The sequence below is a fragment of the Altererythrobacter rubellus genome (assembly GCF_030284385.1).
Lineage (GTDB): Bacteria > Pseudomonadota > Alphaproteobacteria > Sphingomonadales > Sphingomonadaceae > Erythrobacter > Erythrobacter rubellus.
Map to the genome: position 1 here is coordinate 764,096 of NZ_CP127221.1, position 17,513 is coordinate 781,608.

The following is a 17,513-nucleotide window of genomic DNA, read 5'->3' on the forward strand; positions in this document are numbered from 1 at the left end:
AATCGGTAAGGCGCATTGGCGGCAATAACGAATAGCATCGGCAATCGGGCAGCCTTCGCGGCTGGAGGGATTCTGCGCCGACTGGATCCCGCGGTTGTCGGCACAATACTTGCCGCTTTTTTCGCGCTGCCGATCATTGCGCTGATCGCGCTCGCGCTGTCGGGCGACAGCGAATATCTTGATCACATTGCTTCGACCCGGCTAGCCGAGTTTTCGATAAAGTCGACAAAGCTTGCGATCATGTCAGGGGCGCTTGCGGCATTGATCGGTGTCGGCTGCGCCTGGCTTGTCACGCGATACGAATTTGCCGGGCGCCGGGCGCTGAGTTGGCTGCTGATCTTGCCGCTTGCCATGCCGGGCTATGTGGCCGCCTATAGCTGGTATGCGATCACGGCGCCGGGCAGCAAGTTCGAGGCCGCAAGTGGATGGGATTTGCCGACTGTCTCCGGCATTTCCGGCGCGGCGTTCATTTTCGCCCTAACGCTCTACCCCTATGTCTATCTGCTCAGTCGCAACGCGATGGAAGCGCATGGCCGGCTCAGCTGGGATATCGCCCGCAGCCTGGGCGCAGGCCCGTGGCGCGCTTTCCGGCAAATCACTTTGCCACTGATATGGCCGGCCGCTGCGGCGGGCACAGCTTTGGTCATCATGGAAGTGCTCGCGGATTATGGTGTGGCCGATTTCCTGGGGGTTTCGACGCTAACCGTGGGTATCGTGCGTGCATGGTCTTCGTTCAGCGATCCGGCTGCCGCTGCGCAGTTGGCTGTGCTGTTGCTGTTTGGTGCTTTGCTGGCGCTGGGAGCAGAGCGCACGGCGCGTGGGCGCAGGCAGTTCGCTTCGACTGGAGCGAGCGACACCCAGCTCAGCCCGCGATCGCAATTGACCGGCTGGCGCAGCGCAGTCGCGGCAGGATTGGCTATGCTGCCCATCGCATTCGGCTTGCTCATTCCGGCCGGAAATCTGGCCTGGTTGGCGATCAATACACGGCCATCAGATTCGGTTTTGCCCGCTTTGCAGGGCACATTGTTGCTAGCGATCGGCTCTGCCGTCCTGGCGGTATTTCTGGGGCTAACCGCCGCTTATGTATTGCGCAGCGGCAACCGCGTGGCGCGCGCTTCCGTGCGTGTCTTGCAGGCAGGCTATGCGGTGCCGGGCGCGGTTGCAGCAATTGCCATTCTGTCAGCGCTGGCAATCGGACAGTCGGTGCTGAATGCTCTGTCCGGTGCGCAGGCGGCCATACTTACAGGGGGCAGCATAATCGCTTTGTTGCTGGCCTATCAGTCCCGCTTTGCGGCGGTAGCAATCCTGCCTTCGGAAGCGGCCTTGATGAAGGTTCGCCCGGAATTGGACGAGGCAGCGCGCAGCCTTGGCGCGTCGCCCATGCGCGTGGTCACAAAAATTCACCTACCGCTCGTCTTGACCGGGTTGGCAACTGCCGGACTTCTAGTAGCAATCGAAGTGATGAAGGAATTGCCCGCGACGATGATACTGCGGCCTTTCAGCCTTGATACGCTGGCAGTCACAGCACATCATTACGCCAGTGACGAACGGCTTGCGCAAGCGGCGCTACCGGCATTGATCCTTATCGCGATCTGTGTTCCTGCAACGGCTTTGCTGAATCTGGTGAGGCCCAACGCATGAGTACCACTGAAGCGCAAATCTCCTTGAAGGATGTTGCCTGCGAGATTGCAGGCAAGCGCATTCTGGACGGCATAGTTCTGGATCTTCCGCGCGGAGCGATCACAGTTGTGCTGGGGCCATCGGGCGCTGGCAAATCCACACTTCTGCGCGCGATTGCCGGCTTCGAGCCTGTGAGTGCGGGCACGATCACCTCCCCAGCTGGTATCATGTCCTTGCCCAGTGTTACCCTGCCACCGGAAAAGCGCCGGATTGGCGTTGTGGTGCAAAGCAACGCCTTGTTCCCGCACATGACGGCGGCCGAGAATGTGCGCTTCGGGATGGATCGATCTGACGGCCCGCGCTCTGCGCAAGAATGGCTCGCCAAAGTCGAGCTGGCAGAGCGCGCCAATGCCTACCCGCACGAATTGTCGGGCGGAGAGCAACAGCGCATTGCGCTTGCCCGTGCGCTAGCCAGTCAGCCAGATGTGGTTCTGCTTGATGAAGCCTTCTCCAGTCTTGATCAGCAATTGCGCAAATCCATGCGGCGCGATGCAAAGCTCTTGCTGAAAGAGGCTGATGCTGCAGTATTGGTCGTCACCCATGATCCCGATGAAGCGCTTGAACTGGCTGACACGATCGTTGTGCTGAACGATGGGCGCATTGTGCAGGAAGGCGTCCCGGAAGATCTCTATTGGCGCCCACAAAGCATTGTCGCTGCACGGCTATTGGGGGAAGTGAATGCGCTGTCCGGGACGTGGCACGATGGCGTTCTGAAAACCGCGATTGGCGACATAATACTCTCTGAAATCACGGAGAAAGAGCCTCAAACGGCACTTCTCCGCCCCTCAGCCCTTTCACTCGTATCTTCATCAAATGGCCCATGGACCGTCATCGAAAAAGAATTTTCTGCAGGATATCGTTTTGTCACGATAAAGGAAAAAAATGGCGAAATTCTGAGGATTTCTGGTCATACAGACGTCACAATGAAGGTCGGCGATAAAGTTGATGTAGCCTTCGATCCGGAGCGGGTTGGCTGGGTCTGATCTTGAGTTATCCGACAACGAGTTGAAGAATCAGTTTGTCATATATCCGTCAAATAAGTTAGCTTCCAAATCAGAACCGCAAAAGCGGTCTGGGGAATTTGGGAGAGGGTTTATGAAATTGAAAGCATTGCTGCTGTCCGGCATCTGCGCGGGTTCAATCGCGACACCTGCTATAGCGCAAGACGCGCAGGCTGACGACGAGAGATTCCAAAGCGCAGGACCTGTCATTGTTGTTACCGCACAACGTCAGGCACAAAGTCTGCAAGAAGTTCCGATCGCGGTTAGCGCGTTTGACGCTGAAGCACTCGAGTCGCAACAGATTGAAAACGCCAGTGACTTGCAGCTGACGCTACCCAACGTTTCTTTCACCAAGAGCAACTTTACTGGTGCGAGTTTTACGATCCGTGGCATCGGTGACCTTTGTGTGGGTGTGAGCTGTGACAGTGCCACCGCGATCCACTTGAACTCCGCACCTCTGTTTGGAACGCGTTTGTTCGAAACCGAGTATTTCGATCTTGAACGGATCGAAGTATTGCGTGGTCCGCAGGGCACATTGTTTGGGCGTAATGCGACTTCAGGCGTTGTGAACGTCGTCTCCGCAAAACCTGATCTGTCCGGCTTTTCTGGCAAAGCTGAGTTCGAATACGGCAACTTCAATAGCATGAAAGCCAAGGGCATGCTCAACCTGCCGATTGGCGAATCTATCGGTGCGCGCGTTGCCGGCTTCTATCTGAAACGCGATGGTTACACGGAAAACCTGACTACTGGCAGCGACTTTGACGACCGTGACATGTACGCGATCCGCGGTTCGCTTCGATTCGAGCCGGGCCCCGATACGACCATCGATCTGATGGCCTATTACTTCGAAGAGGATGACAACCGTTCGCGTATCCAGAAGCAATTGTGTCAACGTGACCCGACGGGCGTGTTGGGATGCCTCAATGCGCGGCGCGACTTTGACAAGTTGAATGCCAACTCGACTTTCACAGGTACGCTGGGTTCGTCGGAATTCCTCGCGATCAACGGTATTCCGGCCTCGCTCGGGCTTAACAGCCTTTATGGACCGGATGCCTATGCGAACTTTGATGAACCGAACGATGTTCGCAAGATCCGCACTGAATTTGTTCCGGAGTACTTCACAGACGAGCTGCAACTGCAAGCGCATATCGAACACAATTTTGGCAATATCCAGGTTGCTGTCACTGGCACCTATCAGGAAACCACCGTCGATTCCCGGCAGGACTACAACCAGGGTGTTGGCGAGATTCCGAATGCTGCAGTGGCATTCGGAACTCTTAATGCGTTCGCTGGCGGTCTGCTCGGCCCGGGCACAGAGGCGTACTTCACGCCGGTTACAGCAGCTTTGTTCGATGGCAGTGGCAATCTGTGTACGTCAGACACCCGCCTTGATGGCCGCGGATCCTATGAAGGGTTCCGCGTCTGTACGCCAAACGGTCCGCAATTTGACCGTTCGAATCAGGACCAGACGGCATGGTCGACAGAGGCAATCATCTCAAGCGACTTTGACGGTCCGTTCAACTTCCTGCTCGGCGGCATTTATGCCGAGACCGAAGTGAGCGAGAATAGTTATTACGTGAATTCCTTTGCGATCGATTACATCGCTGGTGTGCTCGGTTCATTCACGTCATTGGGCAACGGCCTGCCACCGTCCTATTTGGCAACGTCATTCTTCCGCAACAACACGCGGAACGCCCAGCTGGAAAGCTTCGGCATTTTTGCAGAGGGTTATTTCGACGTTACTGATAGGCTGAAGGTAACGGCCGGCATTCGTTACAATGACGATAAAAAGTCGACCTCTGCGCGCTCGACGCTGGCGAGTTTCCTAAACCCTTACTCCAACGATGGGGACCCCTTTGATTCACCATTTGTCGGTTCTTACGATGCCGATCCGGGGATTGCTGGAAATCAGCTTACCGCCGATCGCTCAGTTGGCTTCGATGAGATAACAGGCCGTTTCGTGGTCGATTATGCCTTGTCTCCAGACAACCACATTTACGCATCTTATTCGCGTGGCTATAAATCGGGCGGTATCAACCCGCCATTGCAGCCGATCTTTTCGGTTCCTGATAGTTTCGGACCAGAGAAGATCGATGCGTTTGAAGTCGGCTCGAAGAACACCTTCGCCAATGGCATGATCCAGCTGAATGCGACCGCGTTCTATTATAAGTACAAAGGCCTTCAGCTGAGCCGGATCATTGCGCGCACGTCGGTCAACGATACGATTGACGCCAATATCTGGGGCATTGAGCTCGAATCTGTGCTGCGGCCTGATCCAGCGTGGCTGGTCAATATGAACTTCAGCTATCTCAACGCAGAAGTGGCTGGCGATCAGTTCTTCTCCAACCCGCGCGATCCCGGTGGTGGCGATCCTAATGCGGTGATCATCAAGGACGTTACCAATGGCGCGCTTTGCGCTGTTACCGGCCCATCGCAGGCAGCAACCGCCGGTTTCGTAACAGCCGTAAATGGCGGTCTTGGGCTGCAAGGCCCAACGTCGTTCCCGGCTGATGGTAACATCGCTTCAACCGGTGCATTCAGTATCTGCAGTGTACTTGAAGCGAATGCTCCTGCAGGTCTGCAGGTCCTAAGCCCTGGTGTTGAGGTGAACCTGAAAGGCAACAAGCTGCCTCAGGCACCAACAATCAAAGCATCGGCCGGTGTCCAATGGACCGCTGAATTTGACAGCGGCATGACACTGGTGCCGCGCTTCGATATCTCGATGACCGGTGAACAATACGGCAATGTCTTCAACGGCAATGTAAACCGGCTTGCACCATTCGTTCAGGCGAATGCGCAGATCCAGTTGAACTCGGCTGAAGAGAACTGGTTCGTACGCGGTTTCGTCCAGAACATCTTTGACAGTGACTCGGTTACGGGTCTGTATGTGACGGATGCAAGCTCGGGCTTGTTCAGCAATATCTTTACGCTTGATCCGCGCCGCTACGGTGTGGCTGTTGGCTTAAGCTTCTGATCAAAGAGTTTCTGGTCCAGCACAGGGGATTTCCTCCCCCTGGGATCGGAATTGGGGGGAAGGGCCGGCTTCGCGCCGGCCCTTTTTTGTTTGCAGATCGGATCAGTCGCGTTGCAGACTGCGGTACTCACCGCGAAAATAGAGGAGCGGATCGCCTTTCTCGGCAAAGCGAACATGCTCGACCTGCCCCACCAAGATCGCGTGATCACCACCGTCGGCGACTGAGTAACGCTGGCACTCGAAATTCGCGAGCGCGTCACGAATGATGGGTACGTCGTGATGCCAGGTCTCGAACTGCGTTTCTGCGAAACGGTCTGTGCCTTTCGTGGCGAACAGACGAGAAAGGTTGGCCTGTTCGTCTGACAGGACATTCACTGCGAAATGATCTGCTTCCAACAGCACTTGTGTGGTGGCCGCGGATAGAGCCGGACAAACCAGCAAGAGCGGGGGTTCAAGGCTGACCGAAGTGAAGCTGTTGGCGGTCAGACCAACGGGCTCGCCGTCGGGTGCGCGCGCGGTAACCACTGTTATCCCCGTCGCGTAGCAGCCCATGGCGCGGCGAAGCATGACGCTGTCTGATCCGGCGCGATAAGTTGTCGTAGCCTTGGCATTCATGCGCCCCATGTGCGCAGGACCACCCTGTTTTGCAAGCGCGAACCCATCTTCTCGAACCAAGAGCGCTAACAATAGCCCCATGACATGGCGGGCCGACTTCGCTAACTAAGTGAGACATCGCGGGCGGACGAGAGGTATCTGACAATAAATGGCGAGGTCTTACGACAACGCATTGGGGCGCGGCAGTTTGGTTGCCGACCAACCCAACATCCTGGATCTTGGTCAACGCGAAGAACTGCGGGTGCCAAAGACCGCTGAGATTGTTGCAGACCGGATCCGCAAGCGGATCATCTCCGGCGATCTGGACGAAGGTTCGTCTTTGCCGCCAGAGGGCCAACTGCTGGAACAATTTGGCGTGTCGCGCCCGACTCTGCGCGAAGCCTTTCGTATTCTGGAGGCCGAGCGGTTGATTTCCGTTACGCGTGGATCGCGCAGTGGGGCTCGCGTCAGTCGCCCGAAAGTGAGCGGTGTGTCGCGCTATGCAAGCTTGGTTCTGCAAGCGAATGAAACCACTGTACCGGATATCTTTGAAGCCCGGCTGGCGTTGGAACTGTATGTGGTTCGCCGTTTGGCGCGAACGGGTGCTAAGGCTTCACTAGAGATACTTCGAAACGAGATTGACCGTTTGGAGCGCCTGGATGAGGCGGGCGACAAGCGCGGCTTTATCGCGGCGTTGACAGAGTTTCATGAATTGCTGGTGGAACAAGGTGGCAATCGCACGCTCCACTTCATGATTCAGATGCTGCACGATCTGATGGATCAGGTGAAGTTGCGGCTGATACGGCGCGATGCCGAAGGGCGGATCGCGGACAGTGGTACGGCATTGAAAAGCATGCGAAAGCTGATCGACCTGATCGAAGCTGGAGATGGTGACGGGGCGGCCAAACACTGGCGATTGCATTTAATCAATGCCAACAAGACGTGGGCTTTCGACGGCAGCCTGCGTGACATTCTGGCAGAGTAAAGCGTTGGCTGTACGGGCTAATTTCCGAACAGGGCTTGCAACACGCTGCGTCGCTTGGGTTTTGACTGGCCGGTCATCTCAAACAGATAATTTGCGAGCAGGACTGCCTGATTGCGATCGAGCAACACTGCGCGTTCGCGGACTTCCTTCTCTTCGCTCTCGGTTCGGTGCATTGTTTGCATGTGCAACACCATGCGTTTGCCAAGATCATCCAGCTTCCAGCCGACCAGCGCACCAGTATCAATCGGTTCCATCGAGTTCCTCACCGTCTCGCCCTTGTTGGGCGCTTGGCAAGTTTAGCTTAACGCGACTAACACGCCGGGACTGCGCGCGCGCATATCCACCTGCATTGTCAGTTTCACCAAGTGTGCACATCGGCCGCACGCTGCCATAATGTTTCCATCTCAATATCAGGGAAGTTGAATTCACATGCTCGATACAAGCTATCGCACCGCCTATAACGAAGACCATGAGGCTTTCCGTGACACCGTGCGCAAGGTGTTCGCGCAATATCTCGAGCCTAATCTGGACCAGCATGAAGCAGAAGGTATTGTCCCGCGCGAGGTCTGGAAGGCTGTTGGTGAGGCGGGCCTGCTGTGCCCTACTGTGAAAGAGGAAAATGGCGGGCTGGGGCTAGATTTCGGCTTTAACTGCGTGCTGTGTGAAGAGCTTTCGTATCTGGGTTCTGCGGCAGGCTTCACTCTGCAAAGCGACATCACGGCCAATTACTTTGAACGGCTGGGTACTGAGGAGCAGCGGCAGAAATACCTCCCCGGAATGGTCTCTGGCGATATCATTACGGCCATTGCCATGACTGAACCAGGCGCGGGGTCCGATTTGCAGGGTATTCGCACGACTGCGGTTGAAGACGGCAATCACCTCGTGATCAACGGCTCCAAGACTTACATCACCAATGGCCAGAACGCCGATTGCGTCATCTTGGTTGCCAAGACAGACCCGACTCAAGGCGCAAAGGGCACGACATTGATTCTGGTTGATGCAGGTACGCCGGGTTTTGAACGCGGTCGTAACCTCGACAAGATCGGGCAGCATTCGGCCGATACATCAGAGCTGTTCTTCAACGATTGCCGCGTTCCCAAGACCAATATTCTGGGTGGTGAAGGCCGCGGCTTCATCCATCTGATGGAAGAATTGCCTCAGGAACGTTTGGGCATCGCAGTTGGTGCACAGGCCGCCGCGCAGCGCGCATTCGATGAAGCGGTTAGTTTTACGAAGGACCGTAAGGCATTTGGAAAGACAGTATTCGAGTTCCAGAACACCAAATTCACACTGGCAGACCTCAAGGCCAAACTGCAAGTGGGCTGGGCGCACCTCGACTGGGCGATCCGCAAACATCTGGCCGGCGAGCTGACAACCGATGAAGCCAGCGCGGCGAAACTGTGGCACACCGATCTGCAATGGGAGGCGTGCGACACAGCGCTGCAACTGCATGGTGGTGCGGGCTATATGAATGAGTATACCATTGCCCGGTTGTGGCGCGATGCGCGCGTGACGCGCATTTTTGGCGGTACAAACGAAATCATGAAAGAAGTGATTTCGCGTTCCATTTGAGGAGCTTAAGCTATGTCTGACCCGCTCGATTTTTCTGGCAAGCGCGTGATGGTGATCGGTGGCTCGAGCGGGATCGGCAATGGCATTGCACGCGGATTTGCCGAGCGTGGGGCAGAGGCGCATGTTACAGGTACGCGGCCCGATGAAGGTGATTATCTGGAAGCTGAGGACAGCGATTTTACCGGGCTGACCTATCATCAGCTTGATGTGACTGATCGGGATTCGCCCGATGTGCTTGCAGCCAAGCTCGATCCCATTGACGTGCTGGTCCTGTGCCAGGGCGCGGTGCGATATGGACGCCGCGAGTTCGAACGTGAAGGCTGGGACGCGGTGATCGACGTGAATCTGAACTCGGTGATGGATTGTGCGCGCGCCTTTCATCTGGGGCTCGCAAAACGCGACGGTTCAATCATCATTGTCAGTTCGACCGGCGCGTTCCATGCCATGATCGGCAACCCCGCCTATGGCGCAAGCAAGGCGGGCGCTGCCAGTCTGGTAGGCTCGCTGGCGCAAGCCTGGGCGCGAGATGGCATTCGTGTGAACGGCATTGCGCCCGGTTTCGTCCCGACAAAGATGACCAAAGTTACAACCGAGAACGAGCAACGCCGCGATGGCGCAATCGCCCGCATTCCGTTGGGCCGGATGGGCACGCCTCAGGATATGGCCGGTGCGGCGCTGTTCCTGTCGTCGCCGCTTGCAAGCTACATTACCGGGCAATCGCTGATCGTTGACGGCGGCCTATCGCTGTAAAGGGATCATGATGAAGTTTACGAAACTGGGAACTTCGGGGCTGACTGTCTCGCGCCTTTGCCTCGGCTGCATGACCTATGGTGACACGACCAAGGGCTGGCATGGCGATTGGCTTTTGAACGAAGAGGAAAGCCGCCCATTTTTCCGCAAGGCTCTGGAATCCGGCATAAACTTCTTCGATACTGCCAATGTCTATGCGGGCGGAACCTCGGAGGAAATCACCGGAAATCTGCTTAGGGAGATGGCCCAGCGTGACGAGATTGTGCTCGCGACCAAAGCCTATTTCCCGTGGCGCCCAGCGCCCAACGCGGGCGGCAATTCGCGCAAGGCATTGATGCAGGCAATTGATGACAGTCTGGTGCGGCTGGGTACGAATTATGTCGACCTGTTCCAGATCCACCGCTGGGATGACGAAACGCCGATCGAGGAAACGATGGAGGCGCTGCATGACATCGTGAAATCGGGCAAGGCGCTGCATATCGGCGCGTCCTCTATGTACGCTTGGCAATTCGCCAAGGCGCAGGAATTGGCGCGTGCAAATGGCTGGACCCGGTTCATCTCGATGCAGAATCAGCTCAATCTGCTTTACCGTGAGGAAGAGCGCGAAATGCTGCCCCTGTGCGAAGATCAACGCGTCAGTGCCATCCCCTGGAGCCCTCTTGCGCGCGGCAGACTGGCGCGGGCCAATGATGAAGAGACCGTGCGCAGCAAGACCGATGGAGTGGGCAAGGCGCTCTACAAGGACGATGACGAGGCTGACCGAGCTATCATCGAGGCGGTGGGCGAAGTTGCGAAAACTCGCGGGGTCAGCCGTGCCAGTGTGGCTCTTGCCTGGCATTTCACCAGGCCTGCCGTTGCGGCTCCCATTATTGGCGCGTCAAAGGAACATCATATCGATGCAGCTATCGCCGCGCTCGATATCGATCTTTCGACAGAAGAACTCGCAGCGCTTGAGGCTCCCTATAGACCAAAGTCGCCGACTGGAATGGGCATGGCATTGCCGCTTATGAACCAAGTTTCTGTAAAAGCCGGTTAATCATCAAAATCAGGTAGTTATGGGGGTTGTGCGACCCAGTTGTGCAATTTTTGCGGTTTTTCGCAAGAAATCTATCTGGCTTGGTAACCCTGTTCTGTCACGTCACTGTCATTTGAGCTAAGCATTCGGGGTTAATGAATGATCGTGAGCTGATTCTCTTTCCCGCGCGCGGGCTATTTGCCGCAGGGCTGTTAAGCGCTGTTGCGGTGGCAGCGCCTGCGCAGGCCGATGTGATGGAGATCGGGAGCGATGGCGCGCAATGGATTGCTGGCGGCCCTATTACCCAATCAGCCGTTTCCGCTCAGATTGCCAACAATTTATCGCAAGCCATTATTATTCCTGATCGCCCGCAATACTCGGTTAGCCCGGTAATGTTGGCGGAAGTCCTCGCCGTAGGGGTGCCGCAAGCCTACTCGGCAACTGTGGCTGATGTCTGCACCCGCTATGACCTCAGCCCGGCTTTGCTGGAAGCTCTGGTCTGGCAAGAGAGCCGGTGGCGTCACCGCTCGATTTCGCCGAAGGGGGCCAGGGGCCTCGCCCAATTGATGCCAGCCACGGCGCGATATCTGGGTGTCGATCCAGACGATCCGCACACCAATCTGGAAGGCGGCGCACGTTACCTGCGCATGCAGCTCAACCGCTTTGACGGTGATCTGGTAAAAGCGCTCGCTGCTTACAATGCGGGTCCGGGACGCGTCGAGCGCGCGAACGGTGTTCCGCAAATTCGTGAAACACAGAATTACGTTAGATCGATTTTGGGCCGTCTTGCGGCGCATCATCGCAACAGACAGAACGGGATGACCTAGATGTTTTCAAATATCCGCAACGCAATTGTGAGACTTTCAGCCGGGCTTATGCTGCTTGCTATGCCCGGCGCTGCTTTTGCGCAGCAGGTCCAGCAGAGCGACGATCCGATTACCAGCGCATTGGTCTGGATGCAGGGCATTCTGCTGGGCCCGATTGCGACGAGTCTGGCCGTGATGGCGGTTGCGGGTGTTGGCTTCATGATGCTGACCGGCCGGATGAACTGGCGCTATGGCGGCACGGTCATCATCGGTGTGTTCATTATCTTCGGCGCGCCGCGTCTGGTCGCCTCGATCGGGGGCTTTTGATTAGTCGATGAGCAATCTCGTTCGCCATAGCGTGCACCGTGCATTGACCCGGCCACAGATGTTCGCCGGGGTGACGATGAATTTCTTCATCATCAATCTGATGGTGACGACGATTGCGTTTCTGATCCTCAGCAGCCTGTGGATCATAATGGTGCCGATTGTCGTGCACATCATCGGATACTTCGCTTGTTTGAGGGAACCGCGCATTTTCGATCTCTGGATCACCAAGGTGTCGCAGTGCCCGCGGGTAAAGAATTACAAGCGTTGGGGCTGCAATAGTTACACGCCGTGACGCAGGAACTGATTTGATATGAGCAAATGGATCGGAGCGGCGGGCTGGGGCCCCAAGGAAGCCAAGGCTGGCGACCGTTTACCCTATCTGCGGATGGTCGACGAAAACACGCTGTTGCTGCGCGATGGATCGGTCATGTCCTCCATTCAAGTGCCTGGCCTGTTGTTCGAAACTGAGGACACAGACAGCCTGAATGCCCATGCGGCGACGCGCGAAGTGGTGCTGCGTTCGACACTCGATTCACGCTTCGTGCTGTACCACCATGTCATCCGCCGCCGGGTAGAGGTAGAGCTAGATGCGAAATTTGATGATCCGCTCTGCCGTCATATCGATACGCGTTGGAAAGAACGGCTCGCAGGTGGTTCTCTGTTCATCAATGACCAGTTTATCACGCTAATCCGCCGCCCCGCACGTGGCAAGGCGGGCCTGGCAGAACGTGTTTCACGCTTTTTCAATCGGGCGCGCAGCAGCGAAGTCGAAGCCGATACCAAGGATGTTCGCACACTGAAGGCCGCGGTCACCGGGCTTGTCGCATCGCTGCAAAGTTACGGCGCGCAGGTGCTCGGCCAATACGAGGGGCTGACGGGCACCAATTCGGAAATGCTCGAGCTGCTTTCGGCGATCTACAATGGCGAGATGCGCCCCGTGCGCGAGCCGGAGCATGACACTGACGTAGGTCAAATGCTGCCCTATCGACGCGCAAGTTTCGGTTTGGATGCGATGGAGCTTCGCGGTTCAGGCGAGGTAGAATTCGCAGCTCTTCTGGGCCTTAAAGAATACCCCGACGCCACATCGCCGGGCCTGCTTGATGGCTTGCTGCGCCAGCCGTACGAGATGATCGTCACGGAAAGCTACGCGCCTACCGAACGAACCACGGCACGAGAGCGGATTGATTTGGCGCTGCGGCGTCTGCGCGCGGTGGATGAAGAGGCAGCGGCTGAGCGTGCTGACATGCTTACCGCGCGGGACGAGCTGGGCAATGGCTCGGTTGGCTTCGGCGATCATCACCTGACAGTGCTGGTCCGTGAAAGCAATCTGGCCCGGCTTGATGAGGCAACGGCATCTTGTGCTGCGGCTTTGGCAGATGCCGGCGCGATTGCTGTTCGCGAAGACATCAATTTGGAGCCGGGTTTCTGGGCACAATTTCCGGGTAATGAGCAATATGTGGTGCGCCGCGCACTGATCAGCAGCGCGAATATGGCTGGCTTCGGTTCAATGCATGGCTTTGCGCTGGGCAAGGCAAATGGCAACCACTGGGGTGAAGCGGTAACACTGCTGCAAACGACCAGCGCGACTCCGTTTTTCTTCAATTTTCACAATGGCGATCTGGGCAATTTCTCGGTCATCGGCCCATCCGGTTCAGGCAAGACGGTGGTGATGAACTTCCTCGCTGCGCAGGCGCAGAAATTCAATCCACGCACAGTCCTGTTCGACAAGGATCGCGGTGCAGAGCTGTTCATTCGCGGGATTGGCGGGCGATATGACCGGATCAGCGCGGGCGAACCAACTGGTTTCAACCCGCTCGCGCTACCCGACACGGCAGAGAACAAGGCATTCTTGCGCGATTGGCTGGGTGTAATTCTGGAAGCGAACGGGCCGGAAGAGTTAGCCACGATTTCGGCTGCAGTGGACGCCGCTTACAGCAATGATGCATCGCTGCGCCGCTTGCGCCATTTCAAGGAATTGCTGGCCGGATCGCGCAGGCCGCAGCCCGGCGATCTGGCGGACCGGCTCTCGGCATGGATCGGTGATGGTGAGCACGCCTGGTTGTTCGACAATGCAAGCGACAAGCTTGATCTGGCGAACCGTGTGCTTGGCTTTGACATGACCGCGCTGCTTGAAAATCCGCGCCTCCGCACGCCGACCATGATGTATTTGTTCCACCGCATTGATGAGCGGTTGGACGGTGAGCCGACCATGATCCTGATTGATGAAGGGTGGAAGGCGCTGGATGACGAAGTCTTCGCTGCGCGTATCCGCGACTGGTTGAAGACGTTGCGTAAGCGCAATGCGCTGGTTGGGTTTGCCACACAAAGTGCCAGCGACGCACTCGAAAGCCGGATCTCGGCTGCATTGGTGGAACAGACCGCGACGATGATTTTCATGCCCAACAGCCGCGCGCGGGCAGAGGATTATTGCGATGGCTTTGGCCTGACCGATCATGAGCTGGCGCTGATCCGGTCGCTTCCGGCACACAGCCGCTGCTTCCTGGTTCGTCAGCCCGACGCGAGCGTTGTGGTGCGGCTTGACCTTTCAGGCGCTCCGGAAGTTTTGACGATCCTGTCTGGTCGCGAAGCTTCAGTGCGCAAGCTGGACCAGTTGCGCGCATCGGTTGGCGATGATCCGGCGGAATGGTTCCCGCCGCTGACCGGCCGCGTGTGGCCCGAACATGCAGACAATGATGCCGGCGGCGAATTGCCGCTGTGGCAGGCGGCAGAGTAATGGCGGGGACTTGCGATACTGCGCTAGAGGGCATGGGCGGGGGCATTGCCTCTGCGCTGCAGGCCATCGAATGCATGGCTCAGCAAGGCGCAGCGGGTATGTTCGGCAGCCTGTTCGCTCCCGGCGGGGCGCTGCAAACAACCCTGGTCATTCTGCTGACCTTCTATGTAGCCTTCTTCGGGATCAGCTTGATGCTGGGGCGCTCCAGCTTGAGCGTCCGGGCACTGGTTCCGCGCATGATGACTCTGGGCCTTGTTCTTACCTTTGCGACAAGCTGGGTCGCCTACCAAGGCGTCGTCTGGAACCTTATCGTATGGGGTCCGGAATGGTTGGCCAGAGTTCTTACGGGCAGCGATGGCCCGGCCACCCTGGTATTCGGGCAAAAGCTGGACGTGGTATTCGAGGCTGTGCAGCAAGCGAGCCAGGGTCAGGAGAACTTTGAAGCATTCTCGCCGCCTGGTTTGATGTGGTTGGGGGCAGTCTTATTGTTGCTGGGGACAGTTGGCATCCTGGCCACATCGAAAATTGCCTTGGCATTGCTGGTGGCAATTGGTCCTGCCTTCGTTGTGATGGCTTTGTTCAACGGTACACGCGGCCTATTCACCGGTTGGCTTAAAGGCTTGGTCATGCTGGCGCTGGTTCCGCTGTTTGCCGTGCTGGGCGGCACAATCATGCTGGAGTTGGCAGTGCCGGTGCTGTCCGCATTGGTTGCCATACCCGGCGAAGTATCACCGCGTGCGGCGATGGCGTTTTTCCTGATCGGTGCGGTACATGTCGCATTGATGTTTATGGTACTCAAAGTGACCGGCACCATGGTTGCCGGCTGGCAGGTGTTCGGGCTTGCACCGCAAGGCGACACGGTGGATGCTGCGGCGGTCAGCACCTTTAACCAAACCTCGGCCCGTGTGGCTGAGGCGCGCAACGCAACGATAGTTGCAACCGCCTCGGGCGCTCGCCGTGTGGACGTTGCAGCAGCGACTATGACCAATATGGCCAGTGATGGCGGCGGCACTGGCAGCACGGCAAGGGTGCGCGAAACACGGGTGTACGCCACATCCGGGGGCAGTGCAGCCCCGCATTCTGACACGAGACAATCCACGTCACGCACGCGTGGTATCGGCAATCGCTTCCGCCCTGTTCAAGCGCGCGCTTTAGCGCGCAAATCGGAGACTTCATCATGATCCGCGCAGCAGCATTTGCGCTCGCTCTTGCAACGGCAACGCTGGCAACTACCCCGGCGATGGCTGATGATCCGCGTCTGGTTGAGCTGGAATATGATCCAGCACAAGTCGTGCGCATCAATGGCAAGGCGCGTGTCCAGGCGACAATCATGTTCGCTGAAGACGAAGTGATCGAGAATGTCGCGATCGGGGATTCGCAAAGCTGGCAAGTCACGCCCAACAAGCGGGCGAACCTACTGTTCGTGAAGCCATTGGCCGATAATGCCGTGACCAATCTGACCGTTGTCACCAGCCAGCGAACTTACCTGTTCGATCTGGTTGCGAGCCCGCGCAATCGCCCGGTCTATGTCATGAGCTTCCGCTATCCGGAACTCGAAGCGGCTAAGGCTGCTGCTGCCGAACTGGAAGCGCGCCGTCAGGCAAATGCCAGCGAGATGGCGGCAGCCACCGATCCTTTCGCAGTGCTTGATCCCGCTGATCTCAATTTCGCATGGGACAAGCGCGGGGATGCCAGCCTGCATCCGGTACGCGCTTTTGACGATGGCCGTGCCACATTCCTAAGTTGGCCGACTGATCGGGCGGTGCCCGCCATATTGATCACGGATTCAGAGGGAACTGAAGGGCCGGTGAATTTCACCGTGCGCGGCGAGACAATCGTGGTTCAGGCGGTGCCGCGCCAGATTGTGCTCAGGCATGGCGAAGAATCCGCTCTTTTGATCAACAACGGCCCGGTCCGCCCGTCGCCGCCGCTACGTGATGAGCCGGCGCTCGCTCAGATCGAAGCTGAAGCGCGGGAGAACAACTGATGCGTTTGGCCAGCCAAGTTACGGGCAAAGATCCGCGCGATCAGGAGTCAGCTGAAATTCTCGATCTGGCTAGCCGCACAGCTTATCCAGCGGTAGCTCAACAAAAACCGGGCTCGGATGCCTTGGGGCTCGCCGCTGGTGTCGCCATTGTTGCCGGGCTTGGTGCAGTCGCATTCTGGGCGATGACATCGGCGGAACTGGAGGAACAGCCAGCTTTGTCCGCTGATCCCACCCCTGTTGCCCCGGCGCCTCAAGAAGTCGAAGCACCAGAACCTGTGCAAGCGGTGCCGCCGCCAATTGTTGTACCAGAACCCATTGATGAGAGCGGAGCGGCTGTCGCAATAGCACCAAGCACGAATCCATACTCCAGTCCGACGGTGGTGTTCGATTCGAGCGCGGCCGGAAATGCGGTAGAGGCTGTTGCGCCAGACGCGGCCGTTGCGACAGGCTCGGCATCGCCGGCATCGACAGGCAATTCAGCCGCCGACTTCGCGAGCCGCATTGGCGGCGTTGGCGGCGCGCCTGCGCAAGCAACGCCGATGACCAACCCGTCCACCACGGTCACGCAAGGCACGTTGATCCCGGCAATCCTTGAGACTGCAATCGACACAGATGTTCCGGGATTTGTCCGTGCAGTCGTGAGCGAGGATGTGCGTAGCTTTGACGGCACACGCATTCTGGTTCCACGATCATCACGGCTCGTCGGGCAATACCAATCCGGTCTGCAAGGCGGACAAAAGCGTGCCTTTGTTATTTGGACGCGGCTGATCCGCCCAGACGGCGCTTCGGTCAATCTCGCATCGCCTGCTGTCGGCTTCGATGGCACCACCGGGCTTGAAGGCGATGTGAATTCGAATTTCTTCGGCCGCTTCGGTTCTGCACTTCTGCTATCCGTGGTCGATGGCCTCGCTGCGGTTGCATCAGGGGGTGCGTCTGTCGTGCTGGGCGGTGGCAGCTCGGCGGCAGCAGCGGCGATTGAGCAGGACGGCAAGATCGGCCCGACAGTCCGCGTCCGCCAGGGTGAACCAATCCGCGTATTTACATCGCGAGATCTGGATTTCTCTCAGGTTCCGAATTGAGCGAAAAGA

At 57.5% G+C, this 17,513-nt stretch carries 16 protein-coding genes; 14 read left to right on the top strand and 2 right to left on the bottom strand.

Annotation, left to right across the window (positions count from 1 at the left end):
• The first annotated feature begins 15 nt into the window (after positions 1–15).
• The 3 genes from QQX03_RS03820 (at position 16) to QQX03_RS03830 (ending at position 5,655) form a co-directional block, all read left to right on the top strand.
• The gene (locus QQX03_RS03820; RefSeq protein WP_285976551.1) at positions 16–1,641 is read left to right on the top strand and encodes an ABC transporter permease; all 1,626 of its coding nucleotides are present in this window, start codon (positions 16–18) and stop codon (positions 1,639–1,641) included.
• A complete protein-coding gene (locus QQX03_RS03825) occupies positions 1,638–2,663 on the top strand; it encodes an ABC transporter ATP-binding protein (RefSeq protein ID WP_285976552.1) in 1,026 nt (341 codons plus the stop codon). The genes QQX03_RS03820 and QQX03_RS03825 overlap by 4 nt, the downstream gene beginning before the upstream one ends.
• Before the next feature lie 112 nt (positions 2,664–2,775).
• Positions 2,776–5,655 carry a TonB-dependent receptor gene (locus QQX03_RS03830; protein WP_285976553.1) on the top strand — a complete coding sequence of 960 codons (2,880 nt, stop codon included), beginning with the start codon at positions 2,776–2,778 and terminating at the stop codon, positions 5,653–5,655.
• A gap of 102 nt (positions 5,656–5,757) precedes the next feature.
• Here the strand turns inward: QQX03_RS03830 and QQX03_RS03835 are convergent, their stop codons facing one another.
• Positions 5,758–6,270, bottom strand: coding sequence for a flavin reductase family protein (locus QQX03_RS03835; protein WP_285976554.1), 513 nt, complete (start codon positions 6,268–6,270; stop codon positions 5,758–5,760).
• A 148-nt stretch (positions 6,271–6,418) separates the two neighbouring features.
• On the opposite strand from QQX03_RS03835, the gene QQX03_RS03840 reads away from it, so the two are divergent.
• Complete coding sequence (locus QQX03_RS03840) at positions 6,419–7,234, top strand: FadR/GntR family transcriptional regulator (protein ID WP_285976555.1); 816 nt, start codon at positions 6,419–6,421, stop codon at positions 7,232–7,234.
• Positions 7,235–7,251: 17 nt separating this feature from the next.
• Here the strand turns inward: QQX03_RS03840 and QQX03_RS03845 are convergent, their stop codons facing one another.
• The gene (locus tag QQX03_RS03845; protein ID WP_285976556.1) at positions 7,252–7,488 is read right to left on the bottom strand and encodes a hypothetical protein; all 237 of its coding nucleotides are present in this window, start codon (positions 7,486–7,488) and stop codon (positions 7,252–7,254) included.
• Between the two features lie 175 nt (positions 7,489–7,663).
• Here QQX03_RS03845 and QQX03_RS03850 point away from each other — a divergent pair, with 175 nt between their 5' ends.
• The 10 genes from QQX03_RS03850 (at position 7,664) to QQX03_RS03895 (ending at position 17,504) form a co-directional block, all read left to right on the top strand.
• Entirely contained in the window at positions 7,664–8,806 is a 1,143-nt protein-coding gene (locus tag QQX03_RS03850; RefSeq protein WP_285976557.1) for an acyl-CoA dehydrogenase family protein, read from the top strand.
• A 12-nt stretch (positions 8,807–8,818) separates the two neighbouring features.
• Positions 8,819–9,556 carry an SDR family NAD(P)-dependent oxidoreductase gene (locus QQX03_RS03855; RefSeq protein WP_285976558.1) on the top strand — a complete coding sequence of 246 codons (738 nt, stop codon included), beginning with the start codon at positions 8,819–8,821 and terminating at the stop codon, positions 9,554–9,556.
• A gap of 10 nt (positions 9,557–9,566) precedes the next feature.
• Positions 9,567–10,592 carry an aldo/keto reductase gene (locus QQX03_RS03860; protein WP_285976949.1) on the top strand — a complete coding sequence of 342 codons (1,026 nt, stop codon included), beginning with the start codon at positions 9,567–9,569 and terminating at the stop codon, positions 10,590–10,592.
• Between the two features lie 134 nt (positions 10,593–10,726).
• Entirely contained in the window at positions 10,727–11,398 is a 672-nt protein-coding gene (locus QQX03_RS03865; RefSeq protein WP_285976559.1) for a lytic transglycosylase domain-containing protein, read from the top strand.
• Entirely contained in the window at positions 11,399–11,704 is a 306-nt protein-coding gene (locus QQX03_RS03870) for a TrbC/VirB2 family type IV secretion system protein (protein WP_285976560.1), read from the top strand.
• 7 nt (positions 11,705–11,711) lie between these two features.
• Complete coding sequence (locus QQX03_RS03875) at positions 11,712–11,996, top strand: VirB3 family type IV secretion system protein (protein WP_285976561.1); 285 nt, start codon at positions 11,712–11,714, stop codon at positions 11,994–11,996.
• Between the two features lie 18 nt (positions 11,997–12,014).
• Positions 12,015–14,438 carry a VirB4 family type IV secretion/conjugal transfer ATPase gene (locus QQX03_RS03880; protein WP_285976562.1) on the top strand — a complete coding sequence of 808 codons (2,424 nt, stop codon included), beginning with the start codon at positions 12,015–12,017 and terminating at the stop codon, positions 14,436–14,438.
• Positions 14,438–15,619, top strand: a complete 1,182-nt coding sequence (locus QQX03_RS03885; RefSeq protein ID WP_285976563.1) for a TrbL/VirB6 family protein — start codon at positions 14,438–14,440, stop codon at positions 15,617–15,619. The genes QQX03_RS03880 and QQX03_RS03885 overlap by 1 nt, the downstream gene beginning before the upstream one ends.
• On the top strand, positions 15,616–16,425 hold the full coding sequence (locus QQX03_RS03890; RefSeq protein WP_285976564.1) for a TrbG/VirB9 family P-type conjugative transfer protein: 810 nt from the start codon (positions 15,616–15,618) through the stop codon (positions 16,423–16,425). The genes QQX03_RS03885 and QQX03_RS03890 overlap by 4 nt, the downstream gene beginning before the upstream one ends.
• Positions 16,425–17,504, top strand: coding sequence for a TrbI/VirB10 family protein (locus QQX03_RS03895; RefSeq protein WP_285976565.1), 1,080 nt, complete (start codon positions 16,425–16,427; stop codon positions 17,502–17,504). The genes QQX03_RS03890 and QQX03_RS03895 overlap by 1 nt, the downstream gene beginning before the upstream one ends.
• Positions 17,505–17,513 lie beyond the last annotated feature (9 nt).